Raw genomic sequence first — 20,594 nt, forward strand, 5'->3', positions numbered from 1 at the left:
CCACATATTTCGCGCCCGGTTCCGGCTCGGCCCGGGCGATCACGTCGGCAAGCGGAACGCCGATCCAGGGGATCACCATCGACCAGGCCTCGACGCAGCGGAGCCGGTAGATCCGCTCCTCGAGCGCTCCGGGCTTCGCAAGATCCTCCACTCCGTACGTGCCCGGCCGGCCGACCTTGCCGTCGATCACAACGGACCAGGGCTTGGTCGTGAGCTTGCCCGCGTAGCGCTCCGGATCTTCCTTGTCGAAGCCGAATTCATAGTAGTTGTTGTAGCTCGTGATGTCGGCCTTCGAGGTTGGGGCCTCGTCGATCGACCACTTGCTCGTCTTGCCCTGGAGCGTCGCGGCCGCGGCGCTGCGGGTGGCGAGCGGCAGGGCGGCTGCGCCCGCGATGAACGCGCGACGGCCCAGCCAGGCCGCCTTCGGCGTGACATCGGCATAGGTGAGCTTTGGTCCGGTCCAGCGTTGCATCTTAGTTCCCGTGCTGTGTTCGCATTACGCAGGACTATACGCGCACAAGGCCCCGTCCATTTCGGCTCTGCCCTTCACAATCCCGTAACACGGGTCCCCGCCTCAGCCACGTCGGAGCCGGGGGGTGACAGCCCCGCCCTGCCCTCCTAAGCTCGAGCCTCAGGAGCAGTTCGGGGGTAAATATGAAGGTGATGGTTCTCGGCGCCGGCGTGATCGGTGTGACGACGGCATATTATCTTGCGAAGCAGGGCGTCGAGGTTCAGGTGCTCGACCGCCAGCCCGGCCCGGGCATGGAGACGAGCTTTGCGAACGCAGGCGAGCTCTCCTACGGCATGAGCTCGCCCTGGGCGGCCCCGGGCATCCCGAAGAAGGCGGTGAAGTGGCTCTTCATGAAGCACCGCCCGCTGCTCATCGTCCCCAGCCTCCGGCCCGCGATGTGGGCCTGGTGCGTGCAGATGCTCCGGAACTGCAACTCCGAGTCCTACAAGATCAACAAGAGCCGGATGGTGCGGATCTCGAGCTACAGCCGGGATGCGCTCACCGACCTGCTCGCCGAGGTGCCGCTCGAATTCGACATGCGCGAGAAGGGCACGCTCCAGCTCTTCCGCACCGAAAAGCAGCTGAAGGGTTCGAAGGCCGACCAGGACGTGCTGGCGGAATTCGACTCGCCCTTCGAGGTGCTCGACCGCGAGGGCTGCATCGCCGCCGAGCCGGGCCTCTCCCATGTCGCGGAGAAATTCGTCGGCGGCCTGCGTCTCACGGCTGACCGGACCGGGGATTGCCGGGTGTTTACCCTCGCGCTGGCCGAGAAGGCGGCGGAGATGGGCGTCTCCTTCCGGTACGGGGTCACGATCAACGGTCTCCGCGAGGAGGGCGGGCGCATTGCGGGAGTCGAGACCGACAAGGGGCTCGAGACCGCCGACAGCTATGTCTGCGCCCTCGGCCCGCACGCGCCGCGCGTGCTCAAGACCGTGGGCATCCGGGTGCCGATCTATCCGATCAAGGGCTATTCGATCACCCTGCCCGTGACCGACGGCGATGCCGCGCCGCAATCGACGCTGATGGACGAGACCCACAAGGTCGCGATCACCCGGCTCGGCGACCGGATCCGCGTCGCGGGTCAGGCGCAGATCGTCGGCTACAGCAAGAGCCTCGGGCCGCGCGCCACCGATGCGGTGCGCCATGTGGTCTCCGACCTCTTCCCCAAGGGTGGCGATGTCTCGAAGGCCGAAGGCTGGACCGGCCTCAGGCCGATGACGCCCGACGGCACCCCGGTGATCGGCCCGACGCGCTTCTCCAACCTCTTTCTCAACACCGGCCATGGCACGCTGGGCTGGACCATGGCCTGCGGCTCGAGCCGCGCGGTCGCCGATGTCGTGACCGGCCGGACACCGGAGATCTCCCTCGACGGCCTGACCGTCGCCCGCTACGGGCAGTAGCGCAGAGGCCGCCAGGCGCGGGCCCATCGAGGCCCGCCACGGTCGCGAGACACCGGGAAACGCGCCCCGCATCCCCCCGATTCAGGATTTGTTTACCATGATCGGGCGGAGTCGGGCATGTCTCCTGGAGTATCCCGAATGCGAAGGCGTCTTGCCGCGATTCTGCTGGCCGCGGCCCCGGTTCATGTCCCGGAGGCCGGGGCCGGGGCATGGCCACGCGACGAGGGCGCGGCCTTCCTTTCGCTTAGCCAGACCGTCAGCACCGGTGGGCGCACGCTTCTCTCGGCGAGCGAGGATATTCGCAGCTACACCTCGCTCTATGCCGAATATGGCCTCACGCCGAAACTCACCATTGGCCTCGACGCCGGGGTCGGGATCGACGCAAGCCTCTCGACCGGCATGGAGAGCCCGGTCAACGCCTGGCTTGCCTTCCTGCGCTATCCGATCTGGGTGGGCGAGGGCGGCAATCGCTTCGCCGCACAGATCGGCGCGGGCACCCAGACCGAACCCGATTACGGTCAGCAGGCCCGGCTCCGGCCCGGTCTTTCCTGGGGCAGGGGATTCGAAAGCCGCTGGGGCGGCGGCTGGCTCGGGATCGAGGCCTCGGCCGAATACCGCTTCAAGAGCGAGGATTTCGCCTTCAAGGCCGATTACACCGCCGGCATCAAGCCGAGCGAGAAATGGATGCTGATCTTTCAGCTGCAGACCGGACGCTACGGCGCGGAAGACACCATCGTGCGGCTTGCCCCCTCGGTCGTGCGCAAGATGGGCAAGCGGATGCACCTGCAGCTCGGCGGCATTGCCTCGGTGGCCGGAGACGATGCGCTCGGACTGAAATTCGCGACCTGGTTCGAGTTCTGAGGTTCCGGCCGGCTCAGTGCCGGCCGCCGACCACGCGCAGATCGGCCGAGGTGAAACCCGGCATCACCCGCGGCTGCCCCGTCACCTCCGCGGTGACATCGCGCACGCGGATATCGGCAATCCGCACCACGCCGCCGCTCGGCCCGATCAGGTCGAGCCCGACATGGGCGTAAAGCACGCGGTCGTTCCATACCATGTCGATACCCGGAAGCGCCTCGGTCCCGATCACCGCGCAGGCCTCGTAGACCCGGCCATGGATGTCGAGCCCCACGACCCGGCCGCAGGTCTCGAGCCCCGGTACCGGCCGGCCCATCCGGCCTCCCGGCCAAGCGGAGACCCGAACGAGGCCCCGTGGCCCACCCATGCCCTTGATCCGCGCCGAAACCTCGATGAAACTCGCCGGCCGGAGCGGCATCTCGCCCATGTAGCGCAGCCGCTGGGTCGCCTCGGTCTTGCGCAACTCGAGGCAGGCGCCGAAATCCGGGTCGTCCTCGATGAGACGCACACCATCGCAGTCGGAATCGCCATAGGTCGGGCTGTCCGGTGTGCCGTCTCCCCTGGACCAGTCATAGAGGCCCTCGGCAAAGGCGGGAGGCATCAGATCGAGTACCGGCACCCCGTATGCGCACATGTGGAATCCTTTCCTGGAGACGACAGGCCACAGCTGCCACGACAGGGTTAAAGTTGCGTTAACCAATTCACGATGAATGTGGGCCAACGCCGCAAAACGCGCCGCGGCCCGCTTTTTTGGCGCCTTCCGCCCGGGGAGGATGCCGAAAGGCTGGCAATGCGACGCCCGCGAGGGTAAGCTTCAGGTTAATATGCGCATCCGCGGCCAAAAGCGGAGCGCCAGAGGCAGACAGACGTATGGGAAAGGGCAGTTCCCGATGACCGACATGGTCCATGGCGCCACGCCGGAGATCCGGGGCGAGGCGATCCTTCCCGCATGGTGGCGCACAGTCGACCGCTGGTCGCTCGCGGCGATTCTCGCACTCTTCATGATCGGCCTGTTGCTGGGGCTCGCCGCCTCGCCGCCGCTCGCGGTCCGCAACGGGCTCGATCCGTTCCATTACGTGACGCGGCAGGCGGTCTTCGGCGCGATGGGCCTCGGCTGCATGCTCGTCATCTCGATGATGTCGCCGACCCGGCTGCGGCGCCTCGCGGTGCTTGCCTTCGGCATCACCTTCGTCGCGATCCTGCTGCTGCCCGTCCTCGGAACCGATTTCGGCAAGGGGGCGGTGCGCTGGTATTCCCTGAAGGTGATCTCGGTCCAGCCCTCGGAGTTCCTCAAGCCAACCTTCGCGGTCTTCACCGCCTGGCTGATGGCGGCGAGCTACGACGACAAGGGGCCTCCGGGCAAGATGATCTCCTTCGGCGTCGCGGTCTTCCTCGTCCTCCTCCTCGCGGCCCAGCCCGATTTCGGCCAGGCCGGCCTCATCATCGCGACCTGGGCGCTGATGTATTTCGTCGCGGGCGCCCCCATCGCGCTCCTCGGCTCGATCGGCGCGGGCGTCCTCGGCTTCGGCTGGCTCGCCTACGAGAATTCCGAACATGTCGCCCGGCGCATCGACGGCTTCCTCTCCTCGGAAGTCGATCCCCGCACCCAGATCGGTTACGCCACCAATGCGATCCACGAGGGCGGCTTCCTCGGGGTCGGCATCGGCAACGGCACGGTCAAATGGACGCTTCCCGACGCCCATACCGATTTCATCATCGCGGTGGCGGCAGAGGAATTCGGCCTCATCCTCTGCGTCATCATCATGGCGCTCTACATGACGGTGGTGGTCCGCTCCCTGCTCCGGCTCGTCCATGAGCGCGACCCCTTCATCCGCTTCGCGGGCACCGGCCTCGCGGTGCTCCTCGGGATGCAGTCGCTCATCAATATCGGCGTGGCAGTCCGGCTCCTGCCCGCCAAGGGCATGACCCTGCCGCTCATCTCCTATGGCGGCTCCTCGCTCATCGCGGCGGGCATCGGCCTCGGGATGCTGCTCGCGATGACCCGCACCCGGCCACAGAACGACTTCGACGAGCTGCTCGCCCGCCGCCGGGCGCTGCCTGCATGAGCGCCCGCCCCCTTCTCGTCATCGCCGCGGGCGGCACCGGCGGTCACATGTTCCCCGCCCAGGCCCTCGCCGAGGAGATGCTGCTGCGCGGCTGGCGGGTGCAGCTCTCGACCGATCCGCGGGGCGCGCGCTATGCGGGCGGCTTCCCGAAGGAAGTCGAACGACAGGTGACATCGTCCGCGACCTTCGCCCAGGGCAGCGCCCTCTCCCGCGCGCTCGCCCCCTTCTCGATCGCTGCGGGCGTCGTGAAGACGGCGCAGGCGCTGCGCCGCGACAGGCCCGCCTGCGTCGCGGGCTTCGGCGGCTACCCCGCGCTACCAGCCATGGCGGCGGCAACGCTCCTGAAGATCCCGCGCCTCATCCACGAGCAGAACGGCGTGCTCGGCCGCGTCAACCGCCTCTTCGCCACCCGCGTCGATCAGGTCGCCTGTGGCACATGGCCCACCGCGCTCCCCGAGGGCACCCGCGGCGAATATGTCGGCAACCCGGTGCGCAGCAGTGTGCTCGCGCTCTCCGGCGCGGCCTACCCCAGCCCGGCGAAAGGCACGATCGGCCTTCTTGTCATCGGCGGCAGCCAGGGCGCGGGCCTCTTCTCGCGCGTGGTGCCCGATGCGCTCAAGCGCCTGCCCTATGATCTCCGCGACCGCATCCACCTCTCCCAGCAGGTCCGCCCCGAGGACATGGACCGGGTCCGCGCCCTATACGACGGGCTCGAGATCGAGGCGGAGCTCCGTGGCTTCTTCGACGACGTGCCCGACCGGCTGGCCGCAGCGAGCCTCGTCATCAGCCGCGCAGGCGCCAGTTCCATCGCCGACATCACCGTAATCGGCCGGCCGGCCCTCCTCATCCCCTATGCCGCGGCCATGGACGACCATCAGACCGCCAATGCCGCAGGCCTCGTCGAGGCGGGCGGCGCCTTCGCGATCAGCGAGGCGGAGTTGACGCCGGAGGGGCTGGCAAGGCACATCACCGCAATCCTCTCGGACCCCGAAGGGGCGGGCGCCATGGCAGCGGCAAGCCTCTCGCGCGGACGCCCCGAGGCAACTCAACATCTCGCGGGCCTCGTCGAGGCACTCGCCCAGAACGGTAGAGAAACATGAACGGACAGACCCGGCTTCCCCACGACATCGGCGCCATTCACTTCACGGGGATCGGCGGCATCGGCATGTCGGGGATCGCCGAGGTGCTGCTCGACCATGGCTTCACCGTGCAGGGCTCCGATCTCCGCGCAAGCCCGATCACCCGGCGCCTCGAGCAGAAGGGCGCGAAGGTCTTCATCGGCCAGCAGGCCGAGAACCTTGCCGATGCCCAGGTCGTGGTGATCTCCTCGGCGATCAAGCCCGGCAACCCCGAGCTTGACGCGGCCCGCGCGCGCAAGCTCCCCGTGGTGCGCCGCGCCGAGATGCTCGCCGAACTCATGCGGCTGAAATCCAACGTCGCGATCGCCGGCACCCACGGCAAGACCACGACGACATCGATGGTCGCGGCGCTGCTGGTGGGCGGCGAGATGGACCCGACCGTCATCAACGGCGGCGTCATCCACGCCTACGGCTCCAACGCGCGCATCGGCCAGGGCGAGTGGATGGTGGTCGAGGCCGACGAAAGCGACGGGACCTTCAACAAGCTTCCCGCCACCATCGCCGTCATCACCAACATCGACCCCGAACACCTCGACCACTACGGCGATTTCGATGCGCTGCGCGAGGCTTTCGACACCTTCGTCTCCAACATCCCGTTCTACGGGCTCGCGGTCTGCTGCATCGACCACCCGGAGGTGCAGGCGCTGGTCGGCCGGATCCGCGACCGCAAGGTCGTGACCTACGGCTTCAACCCGCAGGCCGACGTGCAGGGACGCAACCTGCGCTACGAGAAGGGCATCGCCCATTTCGACGTGGTGCTGAACGGCGAGGGCCGCACGCTCGAGAAGCTCACCCTGCCGATGACCGGCGATCACAACGTCTCGAACGCGCTCGCCGCCATCACCGTCGCCCGCCACCTCGGCATCCCGGGCGAGGCGATCCGCGAGTCGCTCGCGGGCTTCGGCGGCGTCAACCGCCGCTTCACCCGCGTGGGCGTCTGCAACGATGTCACCATCATCGACGACTACGCCCATCACCCGGTCGAGATCGCCGCAGTGCTGAAGGCGGCGCGTCAGGCCACCGAGGGCCGAGTGATCGCCGTCCACCAGCCGCACCGCTACACGCGCCTCCGCGACCTCTTCACCCAGTTCTGCGGCTGCTTCAACGACGCCGACATCGTCGCGATCACCGATGTCTACGCCGCGGGCGAAAGCCCCATCGAGGGCATCAGCCGCGACCGGCTCGTCGGCGGGCTCGTCGCCCACGGCCACCGCCACGCACTGCCCTTGGGTGGCGAGGACGCGCTGGCCGAATTCGTCCGCACCACCTGCCGCCCCGGCGACATGCTCGTCTGCCTCGGCGCGGGCTCGATCAGCTCCTGGGCCAACGCCCTGCCCGAAAAGCTCGGCGCCAACGACACCCACCCCGAGGCCGTGGAGGCGTGATCTCCACGTCGATGAACCTCCCCCCCGTCCGGGGAACGCTCACGCCCAAGAAGCCTATGGCGGAGCTCACCTGGCTGCGTGTGGGCGGCCCGGCGGACTGGCTCTTCCAGCCCGCCGACGAGGCGGATCTTGCGGCCTTTCTTGCGGCCCTCCCCGCCGAGGTTCCCGTCTTCCCGATGGGCGTGGGCTCGAACCTCATCGTGCGCGATGGCGGCTTGCCCGGGGTCGTCATCCGTCTCGGGCGCGGTTTCAATGCGATCCGCGCGGAGGGAAACCGCGTCGTGGCGGGGGCCGCGGCGCTCGACGCCCATGTCGCGCGCCGCGCGGCAGCCGCGGGGATAGACCTCGCCTTCCTGCGCACGATCCCCGGCTCGATCGGCGGTGCGGTGCGGATGAACGCCGGATGCTACGGCCGGTATGTCGCCGATGCGCTCGTTTCGGTCCGCGCCGTCACCCGGCATGGCGAGGCCATCACGCTTCCGGCTGCGGAGCTCAGGCTCGCCTACCGCAGTGCGGAGCTTCCCGACAGTGCCATCATCACCGAGGCGACCTTCGAGGCCCCCAACGATACCCCCGAATCAATCGAAGCGCGCATGGCCGAGCAGATTGCCCGTCGCGACGCCTCGCAGCCGACAAAGGATCGCTCGGCCGGCTCCACCTTCCGCAATCCTGCGGGCTTTTCCTCCACCGGCCGCGCCGATGATGTCCATGATCTGAAGGCCTGGAAGCTCATAGAGGACGCAGGAATGAAGGGTGCAACCCTGGGTGGAGCACAGATGTCGCCGATACACGCGAACTTCCTCATCAACACCGGGACGGCCACCGCGGCGGATCTTGAGAATCTCGGCGAGGAGGTTCGAAAAAGGGTTTTGAAATCAAGCGGAATCACGCTACAGTGGGAAATAATGCGGGTCGGCAGGCTTTAATGCCACCCCGAAATACCCGACAAGGCCGAAACAGGGCCGCGGGCAACATATTGAGGCGGGCATGTCGAGCAGGACACAAGCCCGCATCGCAGTCCTAAAGGGCGGTCCTTCGGCCGAGCGGGAAGTCTCGCTCGTCTCCGGGCGGGAGTGCGCGGCTGCGTTGCGGAACGAGGGTTACTCCGTCGTCGAGATCGACGCGGGGCCTGATCTCGTCGATCGCCTCACTGCCGAAAAACCCGATGTCGTCTTCAATGCGCTCCACGGCCGCTGGGGCGAGGATGGCTGCGTGCAGGGTATCCTCGAATGGCTGCGCCTGCCCTATACCCATTCCGGCGTGCTTGCTTCGGCCCTCGCGATGGACAAGGCCCGCACCCGGCAGATCTATGCCCAGGCCGGCCTCCCCGTGGCCGAGGGGCTGCTTGCCCGCCGCGACGACGTGCGCCGCGCGCATCCGATGCCGCCGCCCTATGTGGTCAAGCCCTTCAACGAAGGCTCCTCCGTCGGCGTCTATCTCGTGCATGAGAATGCCAACGGCCCGGCACAGCTCTCCGACGACATGCCCGAGATCGTCCTCGTCGAGCGCTTCATCCCCGGCCGCGAGCTCACCACGACCGTGATGGGCGACCGCGCCCTCGCGGTGACCGACATCTACGCCACCGGCTGGTACAGCTACGAGGCGAAATACGCCGCCGGCGGCTCGCGCCATGTCGTGCCCGCCGACCTGCCCGGAGACATCACCCGCGCCTGCCTCGACTATGCGCTCCGCGCCCATGAGGCGATTGGCTGCCGCGGCGTGAGCCGGACCGATTTCCGCTGGGACGAGACCCGCGGCCTCGAAGGCCTCCACCTCCTCGAGACCAACACCCAGCCCGGCATGACCCCCACCTCGCTCGCCCCCGAACAGGCCGCCCATTGCGGCATGAGCTTTGGCGAGCTGGTGCGCTGGATGGTGGAGGACGCCTCATGCTCCCGGTGAGAGCCGCCCAGCCCCGGCGCGACCCGGCGCCATCCCGGCTCCGCTACCGGCTCACCCGGCTCTGGCTGCGCCCGGCCTTCCGCCGGCTGGTCAATCTCGGCGTTCCGCTCGCCGCAGTCCTGCTGGCCTCCTGGACGCTGCTTGCGCAGTTCGACCTTCAGGCCCGCGCCGTCGCGCTCTACGAAAAGGCCCGCGACGCGATCGTCGAGCAGCCGCAGTTCACCATCACCGCGATCGAGGTTCCGGACGTGAGCGCCGATCTCGCCGAGCAGATCAAGATCGCGGCCTTCGTCAACCTCCCCGCCAGCAGCCTCGAGGTCAGCGTCGCGGCCGTCCGCTCCCGCATCGAATCGCTCGACGCGGTGGAACGCGCCCGGGTGCAGATCCGCTCGAACGGCGTCCTGGAGATCCGCGCCATCGAGCGCATGCCGGTGGTGGTCTGGCGCTCGGAGAAGGGCATCCAGCTCCTCGACCAGAACGGCATCCGCGTGGCCGAGGTGGACAGCCGCCTGCGCCGCCCGGACCTTCCCCTCATCGCAGGCGATGGCGCCGACGGCCACGTGCCCGAGGCCCTCCTGCTCCTCGACGATGCCCACCCCGTGCTCGGCCGGGTCCGCGGGCTCGTCCGCGTCGGTGAACGGCGCTGGGATCTCGTGCTCGACCGCGGCCAGACGATCCGGCTGCCCGAGACCGGCGCCTCCGAGGCACTGCGGCGGGTGATGGCCCTCGAGGCGGGCGAAGAGCTCCTCGAACGCGATCTCGTGACTGTGGACATGCGCGACCCGCGTCGGCCGATGCTGCGGCTGACCGAGCACGCGGTGTCCGAACTCGAACGGCTGAGACGGATGGACATGGGAGAAGATGCATGAACCGGCACCTCTACGATCTGCAACGCGCGATGCGCACGCGGCGGGATGCCGCGCTGCGGCGCGGGGTCATTGCGGTGCTCGATATCGGCACGACCAAGGTCTCGTGCCTGGTGCTCCAGTTCGTGCCCGAAGAGGAAGGTGAAGGCGCCAATGCCCGGCCCGTGCTGCGTCAGGGTGCGTTTCGGGTCATCGGCGCGGCCAACACCCGGTCCCGCGGCATCGCCTTCGGCGAGATCACCTCGATGGACGAATGCGAGCGCGCGATCCGCACCGCGGTGCAGGGCGCGCAGAAGATGGCCAACCTCCGCTTCGATCACGTCGTCGTCGCCTTCTCCGGCGGCCGCCCGCGCTCCTATGGCGTGACCGGCGAGACCGAAGTTGAAAACGGTGCCGTGACCGAGGCAGACATCGGCCAGGTGCTCGCGGAATGCGAGATTCCCGACTATGGCCACGACCGGGATGCGATCCACGCGCTCCCCGTCAACTTCTGCCTCGATCACCGCACCGGCCTGACGGACCCCCGTGGCCAGATCGGCCGCGACCTCGCGGTGGACATGCATCTCGTCACCGTCGCCCGCACGGCGCTGCACAACCTCATGCACTGCATCCGGCGCTGCGACCTCGAACTCGCCGGCATCGTCGCGGCCCCCTATGCCACCGCGCTTGCCAGCCTCATCGAAGACGAGCAGGAGCTCGGCGCTGCCTGCATCGACATCGGCGGCGGCTCCACCGGCGTCTCGATCTTCGTCCGCCGCCAGATGATCTACACCGACGCGGTGCGCATGGGCGGCCACCACATCACCTCCGACATCTGCCAGGGCCTCCAGGTCTCGATGCAGGACGCAGAGCGGATGAAGACCAAGCACGGCGGCCTCATCGCCACCGGCATCGACGACCGCGACATGATCGAGCTGCCCTCGATCCTCGGCGACTGGGACCACGAGCGGCGCCAGATCAGCCGCTCCGAGCTCATCGGGGTGATGCGGCCGCGCGTCGAGGAGATCCTCGAGGAAGTGCGGGCCCGGCTCGACGCCTCGGGCTTCGAATACCTCCCCTCCCAGCGCATCGTTCTCACCGGCGGCAGCGCCCAGATCCCTGGCCTCGAGACCATCGCGAGCCACATCCTCGGACGCCAGTGCCGGGTGGGCAAACCGCTGCGGGTCCAGGGCCTGCCGCAGTCGGCGACCGGGACCTCCTTCTCGACCACCGTGGGTCTCGCAATGCACGTCTCATGCCCGCATGACGAGTGGTGGGACTTCGAAATGCCTCAGGACCGCCATGGCGCCCGGAAAGTCGTCCGCGCCCTGCGCTGGTTTAAGGAGAACTGGTAACTTGCGGATAGTTTTTAAGTTTCCGCTTTATCTTGTAGCGCAATACCATATATTGGGGAGAATCACATGATTCTACGTGACCCTAGCGGTTGTTTCCGCTACCTTTCCCTCACAGAGCAGGCGGAATCGTTCGCGCGTGTGCGCGGATGACGGATAATTCGGAACAGGCGGACAACAACATGGCACTGACTCTCAGCATTCCAGTGACTCAGGACCTCAGCCCCCGGATCACGGTGGTTGGTGTCGGTGGTGCAGGCGGCAACGCAGTCAATAACATGATCGAGCAGCAGCTCGAAGGCTGCGAATTCGTCGTCGCGAACACCGATGCACAGGCCCTTCAGCAGAGCCAGGCGAGCAACAAGCTCCAGCTCGGCACCCGCGTGACGGAGGGGCTCGGTGCAGGCGCGCGGCCCGAAGTCGGCGCGGCAGCGGCCGAGGAATCGATCGAGGACATCGTCGAGCGTCTCTCGGGCTGCCACATGTGCTTCATCACCGCCGGCATGGGCGGCGGCACCGGCACCGGCGCGGCCCCGATCATCGCCAAGGCCGCCCGCGAGATGGGCATCCTCACCGTCGGCGTCGTGACCAAGCCCTTCCACTTCGAAGGCTCGCGCCGCATGCGTCAGGCCGAGAACGGCGTGGACGAGCTGCAGAAGCATGTCGACACGCTCATCATCATCCCCAACCAGAACCTCTTCCGGCTCGCCAACGAGAAGACCACGTTCACGGAAGCCTTCGCGCTCGCCGATGACGTGCTCTATCAGGGCGTCAAGGGCGTCACCGACCTCATGGTCCGTCCGGGCATCATCAACCTCGACTTCGCCGACGTCCGTTCGGTGATGAACGAGATGGGCAAGGCGATGATGGGCACGGGCGAGGCCTCCGGCGAGGACCGCGCCGTCCAGGCCGCCGAGAAGGCGATCGCCAACCCGCTCCTCGACGAGATCAGCCTCAAGGGCGCACGCGGCGTGCTCATCAACATCACCGCCGGCCCCGATCTCACGCTCTTCGAACTCGACGAGGCGGCCAACCGCATCCGCGCCGAGGTCGATGCCGAGGCCAACATCATGGTCGGCTCCACCCTCGATCCGGAAATGGCGGGCATGATGCGCGTCTCCGTCGTCGCGACCGGCATCGACGCCATCGCGAAGCCCGAGGAAGTCGCCGCACCGCAGGCTGCCAAGGTTGCCGAACCGCTCCAGGCTCCGGCCGCCGCACCCGCCATCTCGGCCGGCCCGATCGCCGCAGCGCTGCGCAACAGCTCGGCCTCGCCGATGCCCACGCCCGAGCAGCCCGCCCAGCAGCCCGCGCCCGCCCCGAGCTTTGCCGATGCGCAGATGCAGGTCGACCGTGACGTTGCGCCCGAGGCCCCCGCTGCCGCGCGTGGCGCTGTGCCGCAGCCCGCTGCCGTGCACCATGGCGGCCGCACCGCGCCCTATGGCCAGCCGAAGATCGACGCCAGCGAAGCGCGCGAAGCAAACATGGCCGCCGCCGCCGCAGCAGCCCGCCGCCCCGGCGAGCCCTCCCCCGACGCGCTGCGCCGGCTGCAGGCCGCCGTGCAGAACGTGCCGAAGGCCCAGCCGATGGTGCGTCCGATCGCCCAGACGCCCCGCAGCGACGCTGATCGCGGCGGCCGCCTGACGATCAACAGCCTCATCCACAAGATGACCGGCCAGGCCACCCGCGATCAGGCCCAGCCGCGGCCGCATCAGCAGGACGTGCCGTTCCAGTCGCAGCCGGAAGAAACCGCCGCGGGCGACTTCGAGGACAGCGAGCGCGAACGCGTGGACATCCCCGCCTTCCTCCGCCGTCAGGCCAACTGACCGTATTCCCCGCCGGCCCGCCCGGCGACAGGAACGTTCTTCAGAGGGGCACCCGGAACCATCCGGGTGCCCCTCCTCCGTTCGGGCCACTGGACGCCGGCGGGTATCTTGCCGTATGCCTCTGCCCTCCCGTGACCAGCCCTGAGGACGGCCATGACTGAGGCGATGATTGGCGAAAGCGAGAAAGCCCGGGCGAAGGCCTGGTTCGAGGAACTGCGCAACCGGATCTGCGCGGCTTTCGAGGCACTCGAGGACGCTCAGGACACCGGACCCTTCGCCGATCTGCCCCCCGGCCGCTTCGAGCGCAAGGAAACCCGCCGCGCCGGCGAGGGCGAGGCGGATGCCGGCGGCGGCGTGATGGCGGTGATGCGCGGCGGCCGCGTCTTCGAGAAGGTCGGCGTCAACGTCTCCGCCGTCTACGGCCGCCTCGGCGCCCAGGCCCAGCGCAGCCTCACCGCGCGCCGGGAAATCCCCGGCCTCGAGGCAGACCCGCGCTTCTGGGCCTCGGGCATCAGCCTCGTCGCCCACATGCGCTCGCCCAGGACCCCCGCCGTCCACATGAACACCCGCATGTTCTGGACCCCGTTCGACTGGTGGTTCGGCGGCGGCGCCGATCTCAATCCGATGCTCGAGAACGAGGACGACACCGCCTTCTTCCACGCGCGCCTGCGCGAGGCCTGCGACGCCCACGATCCCGGCTACTACCCGCGCTTCAAGGCCTGGGCCGACGACTATTTCCTCATCCGCCACTGGAACGAGCCCCGCGGCGTCGGCGGGATCTTCTACGACGATCTCTGCACCGGCGACTGGGAAGCCGATTTCGCCTTCACCCGCGACGTGGGGCAGGGCTTTCTCGCCGCCTTCCCGCCGCTCACCGAGCAGCACATGCGCGAGAGCTGGACAGAGGCCGAGCGCGAGATCCAGCTGGTGAAGCGCGGCCGCTACGCCGAGTTCAATCTCGTCTACGACCGCGGCACCCGCTTCGGCCTCGAGACCGGGCACAACCCCGAAGCCGTGCTCATGTCGCTCCCCCCGATCGCGAAGTGGCCCTGAGGGCCGCGCCGGAGCCCCTTCCCTTCCCCGCGCGGGCCGGGCAATCTTGCCGCCATGACCGAACGCATCGCCATCCTCGGCTGGGGCTCGCTGCTCTGGGATCTCGACGATCTCGCCCCGAAGGTCGCGGGCTCCTGGGCGATGCGCGCAGGCCCGCGCCTCCCGATGGAGTTCAGCCGCATCAGCGCCAAGCGCAAGCTCGGCCTCGTCCTCTGCCTCGATCCGGCCACCGGGGCGCCCTGCGCGACCCACGCCATTGCCTCGATCCGCACCGGGATCGGCGCCGCCCGCGCGGACCTCGCCGCCCGCGAACGCGCGCCCACCAGCCGCATCGGCTGGGCCGATCCCTCCGGGGAGGGCGAGAGCCGGCTGCCCGAGCTCCTGCCGCATATCGGCGCCTGGTGCCGTGCCGCGGGCTGGGCCGGGGCGGTCTGGACCGATCTCGAGCCCAACTTCCGCGAAACCACCGGCCGCACCTTCACGGTGCCCGAAGGGCTCGGCTACCTGCGCGGCCTTGCGGGCGAGAGCCTGGCCGAAGCGCATCGCTACATCCGCAACGCCCCGCTCGCCACCCGCACGCCGCTCCGCCGCGCGCTCGCCCGCGACACCTGGTGGCGGGGCCTCAGCCGACCACACGGTGCCCTCGGCCGCGCAGACATTCGATGACGATGGCCTGACGCCGGTCGGCGGCATTGATCCCGCCGGCCGCGCCCCCCGCGAGCCCGCCGACGACGGCACCGCCCGCCGCGCCTTCGAGATCGGAACTGTCGTCATCGGCAAGCCCCAGCAGCGCGCCCACCCCCGCGCCGAGCACCGCCGCGCCGAGCGTCTCCTGATCGAACTGCTTCTGATTGCGGGCGAGCGCCCGGCATTCGGCCAGATCGCCGGCGTAGGCCGGGCCCGCGGGCCCGTCGAGAATGGGAGAGTAATTCGAACCGCCATCGGCACAGGCGGCAAGAAGCACGAGCGGCAGCAAGGCAGGAAAGACTTTCATCGTCATGTCTGAGGTCCGGAGTGGTTGAAGCAGCGCCCCGCGCGGAGCCCTGCTGCGGATACCGTCTCCGCGCCGCACCGCACATGACCGGCGGTTCCAGATCCTTGGCATTTGGTTGCAACCGGCCCTATAGATCGAGCGATGCAGCAGACGAGCCTCTCCGGACAGTCCGTCGCGGCCGGCCTTGTCCGCGGGTTCCTCGACTATGCCGAGGCCCGGGGCGCCGGGCGCGCCCGCCTGCTCGCCCACTCGGGTATCGCCGAGACCGCCCTCACGGATCAGGACGCCCGGATCCCGATGGCGGCCTACCGCGCGCTGCTCGACGAAGCCGCTGCCGAAACCGGCGACGGCGCCATCGCCATACGCTTCAGCATCGGCACCGAGCTCGACCGGCTTTCGATCGTCGGCCTGATCGTGCATTCCTCGGCCTCGGTCGCCGACAGCCTCGTCCAGCTCAACCGCTACAGCCGCCTGATGGTCGAGGTCGACGTGATGAACGGCGCCGAGCGCTTCAGCGTCGGCGGAGAGCGCGGCGAGATCTGGATCACCGACAACCGCCCAGACCCCAACAGCTTCCCCGCACTCAGCGAAAACGCCTTCGCCCGCTTCATCGGCGAGTTCCGCCGCGGCTTCCCCGGCCGGCCCTTTGCGCTGGAGATCGAGTTCACCCACCCGCGTCCGGCCCATGCCGAGACCACGGCCGAACTCTACCGCGTCCCCATCCGCTACGACGCGCCGCGCAATGCGCTGCGCATGGACCCTGTCTGGCTCACGACCGAGTTCGACGGCACGAGCGGCTATGTCTTCGGCATCTTCGCCGAGCGCGCGGATGCGCTGATGCAGCGGCTCGAAACCGACCGCACGGCGCGCGGCCGCCTCGAAGCCGCGCTGCTTCCGATCCTCCATCAGGGCGATGTGACGATCGAGACGGTCGCCGCCGGCCTCGGCATGAGCCGCCAGACGCTCTACCGCCGCCTGCGCGCCGAAGAGACCAGCTTTGCCGCCGTGCTCGACGCGCTGCGCTTCCGCATGGCCTCCGACTACCTCTCGGCGCGCAAGGTCTCGGTCAACCAGACCGCCTATCTCGTGGGCTTCTCCGAACCCTCTTCCTTCGTCCGCGCCTTCCGCCGCTGGACCGGCAAGACCCCCACGGCCTTTCTCGCGGCCAACGCGTCACGCGCCACGAGCGGCTGACGGCCCGACACCCGCGCGCCCCGGATCGCCCGGCCCGCCCTCGCGGTCCTGCCCCGCAGCCGTCCGGGCGCGTGGCCGTCACCCCTCGCAGAGCACCGGCACCACTGCACGCTGCACCGCGTCGGGCACGCCTTCGCGCAGATCCGGCGGCTCGCCCGAAAGCCGCGGCAGGCTCGCTCCCTCCGCCTCGAGAAAGCCGAGCAGGGCCTCACCGGTGACGGCATAGTTGATGTTCTCCGGCAGCGAGCCGGTTTCCTCCGCAAACTCGATCTTGGCGATCTGCGCGACCACGACCCCGATCACCGTTCCATCGCTCGACAGAAGCGGTCCGCCGGAGTTTCCGGGCTGGATCGGCGCTGAAACGGTGATGGCGTCGGGATCATCGTGATAGCCCACCAGCGCGCTGACATTGCCGAGCGTCGAGTTGAGCGCGGTGTTGACCTGCCCGAAATAGGGATAGCCGAGCGCGATCACCGGCTGACCGAGCGCCGCCTTGCCGGTCCGGTGCAGCGGGATCCAGTCCCGCGACCGCGCGGGCGAGGAGAGCAGCGCAAGGTCGAGGCCGGGATGCACCGCCACGATCGAAAGCGCGGTCCCGTCGAGCAGCGTCACGGCCCGGCAATCCTCCACCACATGCCGTGCGGTGACGAGATCGGTGTTGTTGACGAAAAACCCGGTCCCGGTCCCGCGCAGCGGATGCAGGCCGCCCGAATCGCCCCTCTCGGGCACGGCCGCGGTCACGGCTTCCGGCGCGGCCGGCGCCTCCTCCTCGCCCACCGCGAGCCAGGCCCGCACGAGACCGGTCAGCCGCGCGTCGTTTCCGAGCACATCCGCGTCAGGGTCCGAACCGAGGCTTCCGACAATCACCTCGAAGATCCGTCGGTCACCGCCGGGCTGGAGAACGACCATCGTCGTGTTCCACGCGCCCGGCCGCAGCGGATCGAGATCGGAGCGCACATACCAGCGCGCGCCTCCCTCATCGAGCGCCGTGACCAGTCGGCCGCTCCGCCGCACGGTGTAGGGCTCGGCATAGGCCGGAAACCCGTCGAGCATCACCCTGTGCAGGATCGCGGCCAGCCCCGGCGCTGTCTGAAAGACCCGGATCTCCACGTCCCGATCCTCGAGCACGAACTCCCCCCAGTCGGGATGCTCGCCGGGCACGAAAGCCCCGGGAGGCGCAAGCAGGCGATGCGCCACCGGAGGCCCCCCGCGATAGGAGAGACCCGTCTGGGACAGGAAGTCATAGGCCCGCCGGCCGATCTCCGCGGCATGATAGCCGAAGACGAGCCCTGTCGCCGCGGCATCGGCATCCGTCTCCGCCACGAACGCCTCCATCGCCTGCTGCGACCGCGCGCCCCAGGCGCCGTCGATCAGCCCGCGATAGCTGCCCGAGACCGTCAGGCCGATCTGCAGCACGCGCTTCTCTTCCACCGAGAAGGGCCGCGCGTCGAATTCCGCGAGGAGCGGGCCGCCACCGGTCTCGGCCCAAGCGCCCGAGAGCACCGGCACGAAGAGCAGCAGCAGAAGCACCACGGCTCCGGCCACGCCTCGCGCCACCCCAAAGGAAATACCCAGGCCCCGCATGTCCCCGCCCCCCAGCAAGAAGAACATGCACGGAACATAGCAGGTTTGGCGCCGGAGCGGCGGGCGCGTTCATGAACTGGCTAACGGCGGGCGGCGTATGGCAATTTGCCATATGGATTCCATACGGATTCCATATCGATTCCAGATAGCCCGTTCCCCGCCTTCCGTCCCTGTTGTCAGGGCGCCGCGCAGGGTATAGTTCTTCACGCTTCCGAGCCCCTGAGATCAGTGTCCGCCATGGCCGAAGAATTCTACCGCATCAAGCGCCTGCCCCCGTACGTGTTCGCCGAGGTCAACCGCCTCAAGGCAGAATACCGCGCCGGCGGCATGGACATCATCGATTTCGGCATGGGCAATCCCGACATGGATACGCCGAGCCACATCGTTGAAAAGCTTGTGGAAACTGTCCGCAAGCCGCGCACGCACCGCTATTCCGCCTCCAAGGGCATCCCCGGTCTGCGCCGGGCTCAGGCGGGCTACTATGCCCGCCGCTTCGGCGTGAAGCTCAACCCAGAGACCGAGGTCATCGCGACGCTCGGGTCCAAGGAGGGTCTGGCCAACCTCGCCATGGCGATCACCGCGCCGGGCGACGTGATGCTGGTGCCGAACCCCTCCTATCCGATCCATCCCTACGGCTTCATGATCGCCGGCGGCACCCTCCGCCACGTCCCCACCCTGCACGACGGCCGCTTCGATCCCGAGCAGTATCTCCGCTCGCTCGAGCGCGCTGTGGTCCATTCGGTGCCGAAGCCCGTCGCTCTCGTCGTCTCGTTCCCCTCGAACCCGACAGCGCAGATCTGCGATCTGGATTTCTACAAGGATCTCATTGCCTTCGCGAAAAAGCACCACCTCTGGGTGCTCTCGGACCTCGCCTATGCCGAGATCTATTTCGATGGCAATCCGCCGCCCTCGATCCTGCAGGTCGAAGGCGCGAAGGACGTGGCGGTCGAGTTCACCTCGCTCTCCAAGACCTTCTCGATGCCCGGCTGGCGCATGGGGTTCGCGGTCGGCAACGACCGCCTGATCTCCGCGCTCACCCGCATCAAGTCCTATCTCGACTACGGCGCCTTCACCCCGGTCCAGGTCGCCGCCGCCGCCGCGCTCAACGGACCGCAGGACTGCATCGCCGAGATCCGCGACATCTATCGCTCGCGCCGGGACGTGCTCGTCGAATCGATGGGCCGCGCCGGCTGGGACATCCCGCCGCCGCCGGCCACCATGTTTGCCTGGGCGCCCCTGCCGGAGGCCTTCCGCGAGATCGGCTCCATGGCCTTCTCGAAGATCCTGCTGCGCGAGGCCGAGGTCGCGGTCGCGCCCGGCATCGGCTTCGGGGAATACGGTGAGGGCTATGTGCGCATCGGTCTGGTCGAGAACGAGCACCGCATCCGTCAGGCTGCACGCAATGTGAAACGGATGATCGCACGCGCCCCGGAAATTCTCGCGCAGGAGGAGGCCGAGGCCACCGAAGTGGCCTGACGGCCTTCCGTCGGCGAGAGACGCCAAAGCGCAACGAATCGGTTGCATGAATGGCTTGATGAGTGCATTGTCGTGCAACCAGGAGGTTGCATCATGACAGATCACATCGAACGCAGCATCGACATCGCCGCTCCGATCCCCAAGGTCTGGGCGGCGCTGACGGACCACATCCAGTTCGGCGAGTGGTTCGGCGCGAGCATCGACACACCGTTCCGGCTTGGCGAGGTCTCCCGCGGCAAGATCCACTGCATGCCCGGCAAGACGGTGCCATGGGAAGCGACAGTCACCGCCATCGAGCCGCAAACCCGCTTTGCCTACACTTGGCATCCGTTCGCAGTGGATCCGGAGATCGACTACACCGCCGAGACGCCGACGCTCGTCGAATTCACGCTCAAGCCGATCGACACCGGCACCCGGCTCATCGTCCGGGAATCGGGCTTCGAGGGGGTGCTTGCCTCACGGCGTGGCGAAGCGATCCGGATGAATACCGACGGCTGGAGGGTCCAGATCGGCAATATCGCGCGATATGCCGAGGCGAACGCCGCGGAAGGACAGGAGGCGAATGCAACCGGCACCGACTGACCTCGCCCACACGGCGTTCGCGCCTGTCTTCGCCGCCCTCGGTGACCCGACGCGGCTCACGATCGTTGCGACCTTGAGCGACGGCACGGCGCGCTCGATCTCCGAACTCACCACGGGGTCGGAGATGACCCGGCAGGCGATGACCAAGCACCTCAAGGTGCTGGAGGCAGCGGGGCTCGTCGCGAGCGAGCGGAGCGGGCGTGAGACCCGCTTCGCCTTTTGCCCTGACCGGCTCGACGATGCACGCGATGCGCTCGATGCGGTGGCCGCACGGTGGGATGCCGCACTGGCCCGGCTCAAGGCCTTCGCCGAACGGGACTGATCTGGGGCGCTCGCCGCGTGCCTTGCGGCGCGGCAGCCAAAGTCCATCCGCGGCAAGCCGGATCACAGGAGGCCGCCGCCGCTTACACGCCCATCGACGACCGGA

20 protein-coding genes (1 of these 20 running past the window's edge) are annotated in these 20,594 nt (G+C 68.4%); 16 read left to right on the plus strand and 4 right to left on the minus strand.

What is annotated here, in order from left to right; all coding sequences use genetic code 11:
- A protein-coding gene (gene msrP, locus ACF66B_RS11140; RefSeq protein WP_111431205.1) for a protein-methionine-sulfoxide reductase catalytic subunit MsrP crosses the window boundary here: on the minus strand, positions 1–472 show its 5' portion. It extends 461 nt beyond the left edge of the window; the window shows 472 of its 933 coding nt (coding positions 1–472); it begins with the start codon at positions 470–472; its stop codon lies beyond the left edge, outside the window.
- Between the two features lie 182 nt (positions 473–654).
- Here msrP and ACF66B_RS11145 point away from each other — a divergent pair, with 182 nt between their 5' ends.
- Positions 655–1,911 carry a D-amino acid dehydrogenase gene (locus ACF66B_RS11145; protein WP_111431206.1) on the plus strand — a complete coding sequence of 419 codons (1,257 nt, stop codon included), beginning with the start codon at positions 655–657 and terminating at the stop codon, positions 1,909–1,911.
- Between the two features lie 138 nt (positions 1,912–2,049).
- Complete coding sequence (locus tag ACF66B_RS11150) at positions 2,050–2,772, plus strand: hypothetical protein (RefSeq protein WP_111431207.1); 723 nt, start codon at positions 2,050–2,052, stop codon at positions 2,770–2,772.
- Between the two features lie 13 nt (positions 2,773–2,785).
- Here the strand turns inward: ACF66B_RS11150 and ACF66B_RS11155 are convergent, their stop codons facing one another.
- Positions 2,786–3,403 (minus strand): hypothetical protein, encoded by a 618-nt coding sequence (locus tag ACF66B_RS11155; protein ID WP_111431208.1) that lies wholly within the window; start codon positions 3,401–3,403, stop codon positions 2,786–2,788.
- A gap of 256 nt (positions 3,404–3,659) precedes the next feature.
- Here ACF66B_RS11155 and ACF66B_RS11160 point away from each other — a divergent pair, with 256 nt between their 5' ends.
- The 10 genes from ACF66B_RS11160 (at position 3,660) to ACF66B_RS11205 (ending at position 15,003) form a co-directional block, all read left to right on the plus strand.
- Positions 3,660–4,835, plus strand: a complete 1,176-nt coding sequence (locus ACF66B_RS11160) for a putative peptidoglycan glycosyltransferase FtsW (RefSeq protein ID WP_111431209.1) — start codon at positions 3,660–3,662, stop codon at positions 4,833–4,835.
- A complete protein-coding gene (locus tag ACF66B_RS11165; protein WP_111431210.1) occupies positions 4,832–5,935 on the plus strand; it encodes a UDP-N-acetylglucosamine--N-acetylmuramyl-(pentapeptide) pyrophosphoryl-undecaprenol N-acetylglucosamine transferase in 1,104 nt (367 codons plus the stop codon). Before ACF66B_RS11160 ends, ACF66B_RS11165 begins: the two co-directional genes overlap by 4 nt.
- Complete coding sequence (gene murC, locus ACF66B_RS11170; RefSeq protein ID WP_111431211.1) at positions 5,932–7,359, plus strand: UDP-N-acetylmuramate--L-alanine ligase; 1,428 nt, start codon at positions 5,932–5,934, stop codon at positions 7,357–7,359. The genes ACF66B_RS11165 and murC overlap by 4 nt, the downstream gene beginning before the upstream one ends.
- 11 nt (positions 7,360–7,370) lie before the next feature.
- A complete protein-coding gene (gene murB / locus ACF66B_RS11175) occupies positions 7,371–8,285 on the plus strand; it encodes a UDP-N-acetylmuramate dehydrogenase (RefSeq protein ID WP_111431212.1) in 915 nt (304 codons plus the stop codon).
- Positions 8,286–8,346: 61 nt separating this feature from the next.
- A complete protein-coding gene (locus ACF66B_RS11180) occupies positions 8,347–9,261 on the plus strand; it encodes a D-alanine--D-alanine ligase (protein WP_111431213.1) in 915 nt (304 codons plus the stop codon).
- On the plus strand, positions 9,249–10,130 hold the full coding sequence (locus tag ACF66B_RS11185) for a cell division protein FtsQ/DivIB (protein WP_111431214.1): 882 nt from the start codon (positions 9,249–9,251) through the stop codon (positions 10,128–10,130). Before ACF66B_RS11180 ends, ACF66B_RS11185 begins: the two co-directional genes overlap by 13 nt.
- Complete coding sequence (ftsA, locus tag ACF66B_RS11190) at positions 10,127–11,461, plus strand: cell division protein FtsA (RefSeq protein WP_111431215.1); 1,335 nt, start codon at positions 10,127–10,129, stop codon at positions 11,459–11,461. Before ACF66B_RS11185 ends, ftsA begins: the two co-directional genes overlap by 4 nt.
- Positions 11,462–11,640: 179 nt before the next feature.
- Entirely contained in the window at positions 11,641–13,284 is a 1,644-nt protein-coding gene (gene ftsZ / locus ACF66B_RS11195; protein ID WP_111431304.1) for a cell division protein FtsZ, read from the plus strand.
- A gap of 153 nt (positions 13,285–13,437) precedes the next feature.
- On the plus strand, positions 13,438–14,337 hold the full coding sequence (gene hemF / locus ACF66B_RS11200; protein ID WP_111431216.1) for an oxygen-dependent coproporphyrinogen oxidase: 900 nt from the start codon (positions 13,438–13,440) through the stop codon (positions 14,335–14,337).
- A 54-nt stretch (positions 14,338–14,391) separates the two neighbouring features.
- Entirely contained in the window at positions 14,392–15,003 is a 612-nt protein-coding gene (locus ACF66B_RS11205) for a hypothetical protein (RefSeq protein ID WP_111431217.1), read from the plus strand.
- On the opposite strand, the gene ACF66B_RS11210 is transcribed toward ACF66B_RS11205, so the two are convergent.
- On the minus strand, positions 14,960–15,337 hold the full coding sequence (locus ACF66B_RS11210) for a glycine zipper family protein (RefSeq protein WP_111431218.1): 378 nt from the start codon (positions 15,335–15,337) through the stop codon (positions 14,960–14,962). The two genes, ACF66B_RS11205 and ACF66B_RS11210, sit on opposite strands and share 44 nt — an antisense overlap.
- A 135-nt stretch (positions 15,338–15,472) precedes the next feature.
- Here ACF66B_RS11210 and ACF66B_RS11215 point away from each other — a divergent pair, with 135 nt between their 5' ends.
- Positions 15,473–16,525, plus strand: coding sequence for an AraC family transcriptional regulator (locus tag ACF66B_RS11215; protein WP_111431219.1), 1,053 nt, complete (start codon positions 15,473–15,475; stop codon positions 16,523–16,525).
- A gap of 78 nt (positions 16,526–16,603) precedes the next feature.
- Here ACF66B_RS11215 and ACF66B_RS11220 read toward each other — a convergent pair whose 3' ends face one another.
- Entirely contained in the window at positions 16,604–18,109 is a 1,506-nt protein-coding gene (locus tag ACF66B_RS11220) for a S1C family serine protease (protein ID WP_392662616.1), read from the minus strand.
- A gap of 237 nt (positions 18,110–18,346) precedes the next feature.
- Between ACF66B_RS11220 and ACF66B_RS11225 the strand changes: the two genes are divergently transcribed.
- From ACF66B_RS11225 to ACF66B_RS11235, 3 genes are all read left to right on the plus strand, one after another.
- The gene (locus ACF66B_RS11225; RefSeq protein WP_111431221.1) at positions 18,347–19,585 is read left to right on the plus strand and encodes an LL-diaminopimelate aminotransferase; all 1,239 of its coding nucleotides are present in this window, start codon (positions 18,347–18,349) and stop codon (positions 19,583–19,585) included.
- A 93-nt stretch (positions 19,586–19,678) separates the two neighbouring features.
- Positions 19,679–20,167 carry an SRPBCC family protein gene (locus ACF66B_RS11230; RefSeq protein WP_111431222.1) on the plus strand — a complete coding sequence of 163 codons (489 nt, stop codon included), beginning with the start codon at positions 19,679–19,681 and terminating at the stop codon, positions 20,165–20,167.
- Positions 20,148–20,489, plus strand: a complete 342-nt coding sequence (locus ACF66B_RS11235; RefSeq protein ID WP_111431223.1) for a metalloregulator ArsR/SmtB family transcription factor — start codon at positions 20,148–20,150, stop codon at positions 20,487–20,489. Before ACF66B_RS11230 ends, ACF66B_RS11235 begins: the two co-directional genes overlap by 20 nt.
- Positions 20,490–20,594 lie beyond the last annotated feature (105 nt).

Origin of the sequence: Amaricoccus sp. B4, from assembly GCF_043226085.1 — a bacterium.
Taxonomy (GTDB): Bacteria; Pseudomonadota; Alphaproteobacteria; order Rhodobacterales; family Rhodobacteraceae; genus Amaricoccus.

Excerpts from the sequence above, each read along its gene's own strand:
- ACF66B_RS11145 (WP_111431206.1), top strand. The coding sequence starts at position 655 with ATGAAGGTGATGGTTCTCGGCGCCGGCGTGATCGGTGTGACGACGGCA.
- ACF66B_RS11155 (WP_111431208.1), bottom strand. The coding sequence starts at position 3,403 with ATGTGCGCATACGGGGTGCCGGTACTCGATCTGATGCCTCCCGCCTTT.
- ACF66B_RS11225 (WP_111431221.1), top strand. The coding sequence starts at position 18,347 with ATGGCCGAAGAATTCTACCGCATCAAGCGCCTGCCCCCGTACGTGTTC.
- ACF66B_RS11220 (WP_392662616.1), bottom strand. The coding sequence starts at position 18,109 with ATGCGGGGCCTGGGTATTTCCTTTGGGGTGGCGCGAGGCGTGGCCGGA.
- hemF (WP_111431216.1), top strand. The coding sequence starts at position 13,438 with ATGACTGAGGCGATGATTGGCGAAAGCGAGAAAGCCCGGGCGAAGGCC.
- ftsA (WP_111431215.1), top strand. The coding sequence starts at position 10,127 with ATGAACCGGCACCTCTACGATCTGCAACGCGCGATGCGCACGCGGCGG.
- ACF66B_RS11160 (WP_111431209.1), top strand. The coding sequence starts at position 3,660 with ATGACCGACATGGTCCATGGCGCCACGCCGGAGATCCGGGGCGAGGCG.
- ACF66B_RS11235 (WP_111431223.1), top strand. The coding sequence starts at position 20,148 with ATGCAACCGGCACCGACTGACCTCGCCCACACGGCGTTCGCGCCTGTC.
- ACF66B_RS11150 (WP_111431207.1), top strand. The coding sequence starts at position 2,050 with ATGCGAAGGCGTCTTGCCGCGATTCTGCTGGCCGCGGCCCCGGTTCAT.
- murB (WP_111431212.1), top strand. The coding sequence starts at position 7,371 with ATGAACCTCCCCCCCGTCCGGGGAACGCTCACGCCCAAGAAGCCTATG.
- ACF66B_RS11210 (WP_111431218.1), bottom strand. The coding sequence starts at position 15,337 with ATGACGATGAAAGTCTTTCCTGCCTTGCTGCCGCTCGTGCTTCTTGCC.
- ftsZ (WP_111431304.1), top strand. The coding sequence starts at position 11,641 with ATGGCACTGACTCTCAGCATTCCAGTGACTCAGGACCTCAGCCCCCGG.
- ACF66B_RS11165 (WP_111431210.1), top strand. The coding sequence starts at position 4,832 with ATGAGCGCCCGCCCCCTTCTCGTCATCGCCGCGGGCGGCACCGGCGGT.
- murC (WP_111431211.1), top strand. The coding sequence starts at position 5,932 with ATGAACGGACAGACCCGGCTTCCCCACGACATCGGCGCCATTCACTTC.
- ACF66B_RS11205 (WP_111431217.1), top strand. The coding sequence starts at position 14,392 with ATGACCGAACGCATCGCCATCCTCGGCTGGGGCTCGCTGCTCTGGGAT.
- ACF66B_RS11215 (WP_111431219.1), top strand. The coding sequence starts at position 15,473 with ATGCAGCAGACGAGCCTCTCCGGACAGTCCGTCGCGGCCGGCCTTGTC.
- ACF66B_RS11180 (WP_111431213.1), top strand. The coding sequence starts at position 8,347 with ATGTCGAGCAGGACACAAGCCCGCATCGCAGTCCTAAAGGGCGGTCCT.
- ACF66B_RS11185 (WP_111431214.1), top strand. The coding sequence starts at position 9,249 with ATGCTCCCGGTGAGAGCCGCCCAGCCCCGGCGCGACCCGGCGCCATCC.
- ACF66B_RS11230 (WP_111431222.1), top strand. The coding sequence starts at position 19,679 with ATGACAGATCACATCGAACGCAGCATCGACATCGCCGCTCCGATCCCC.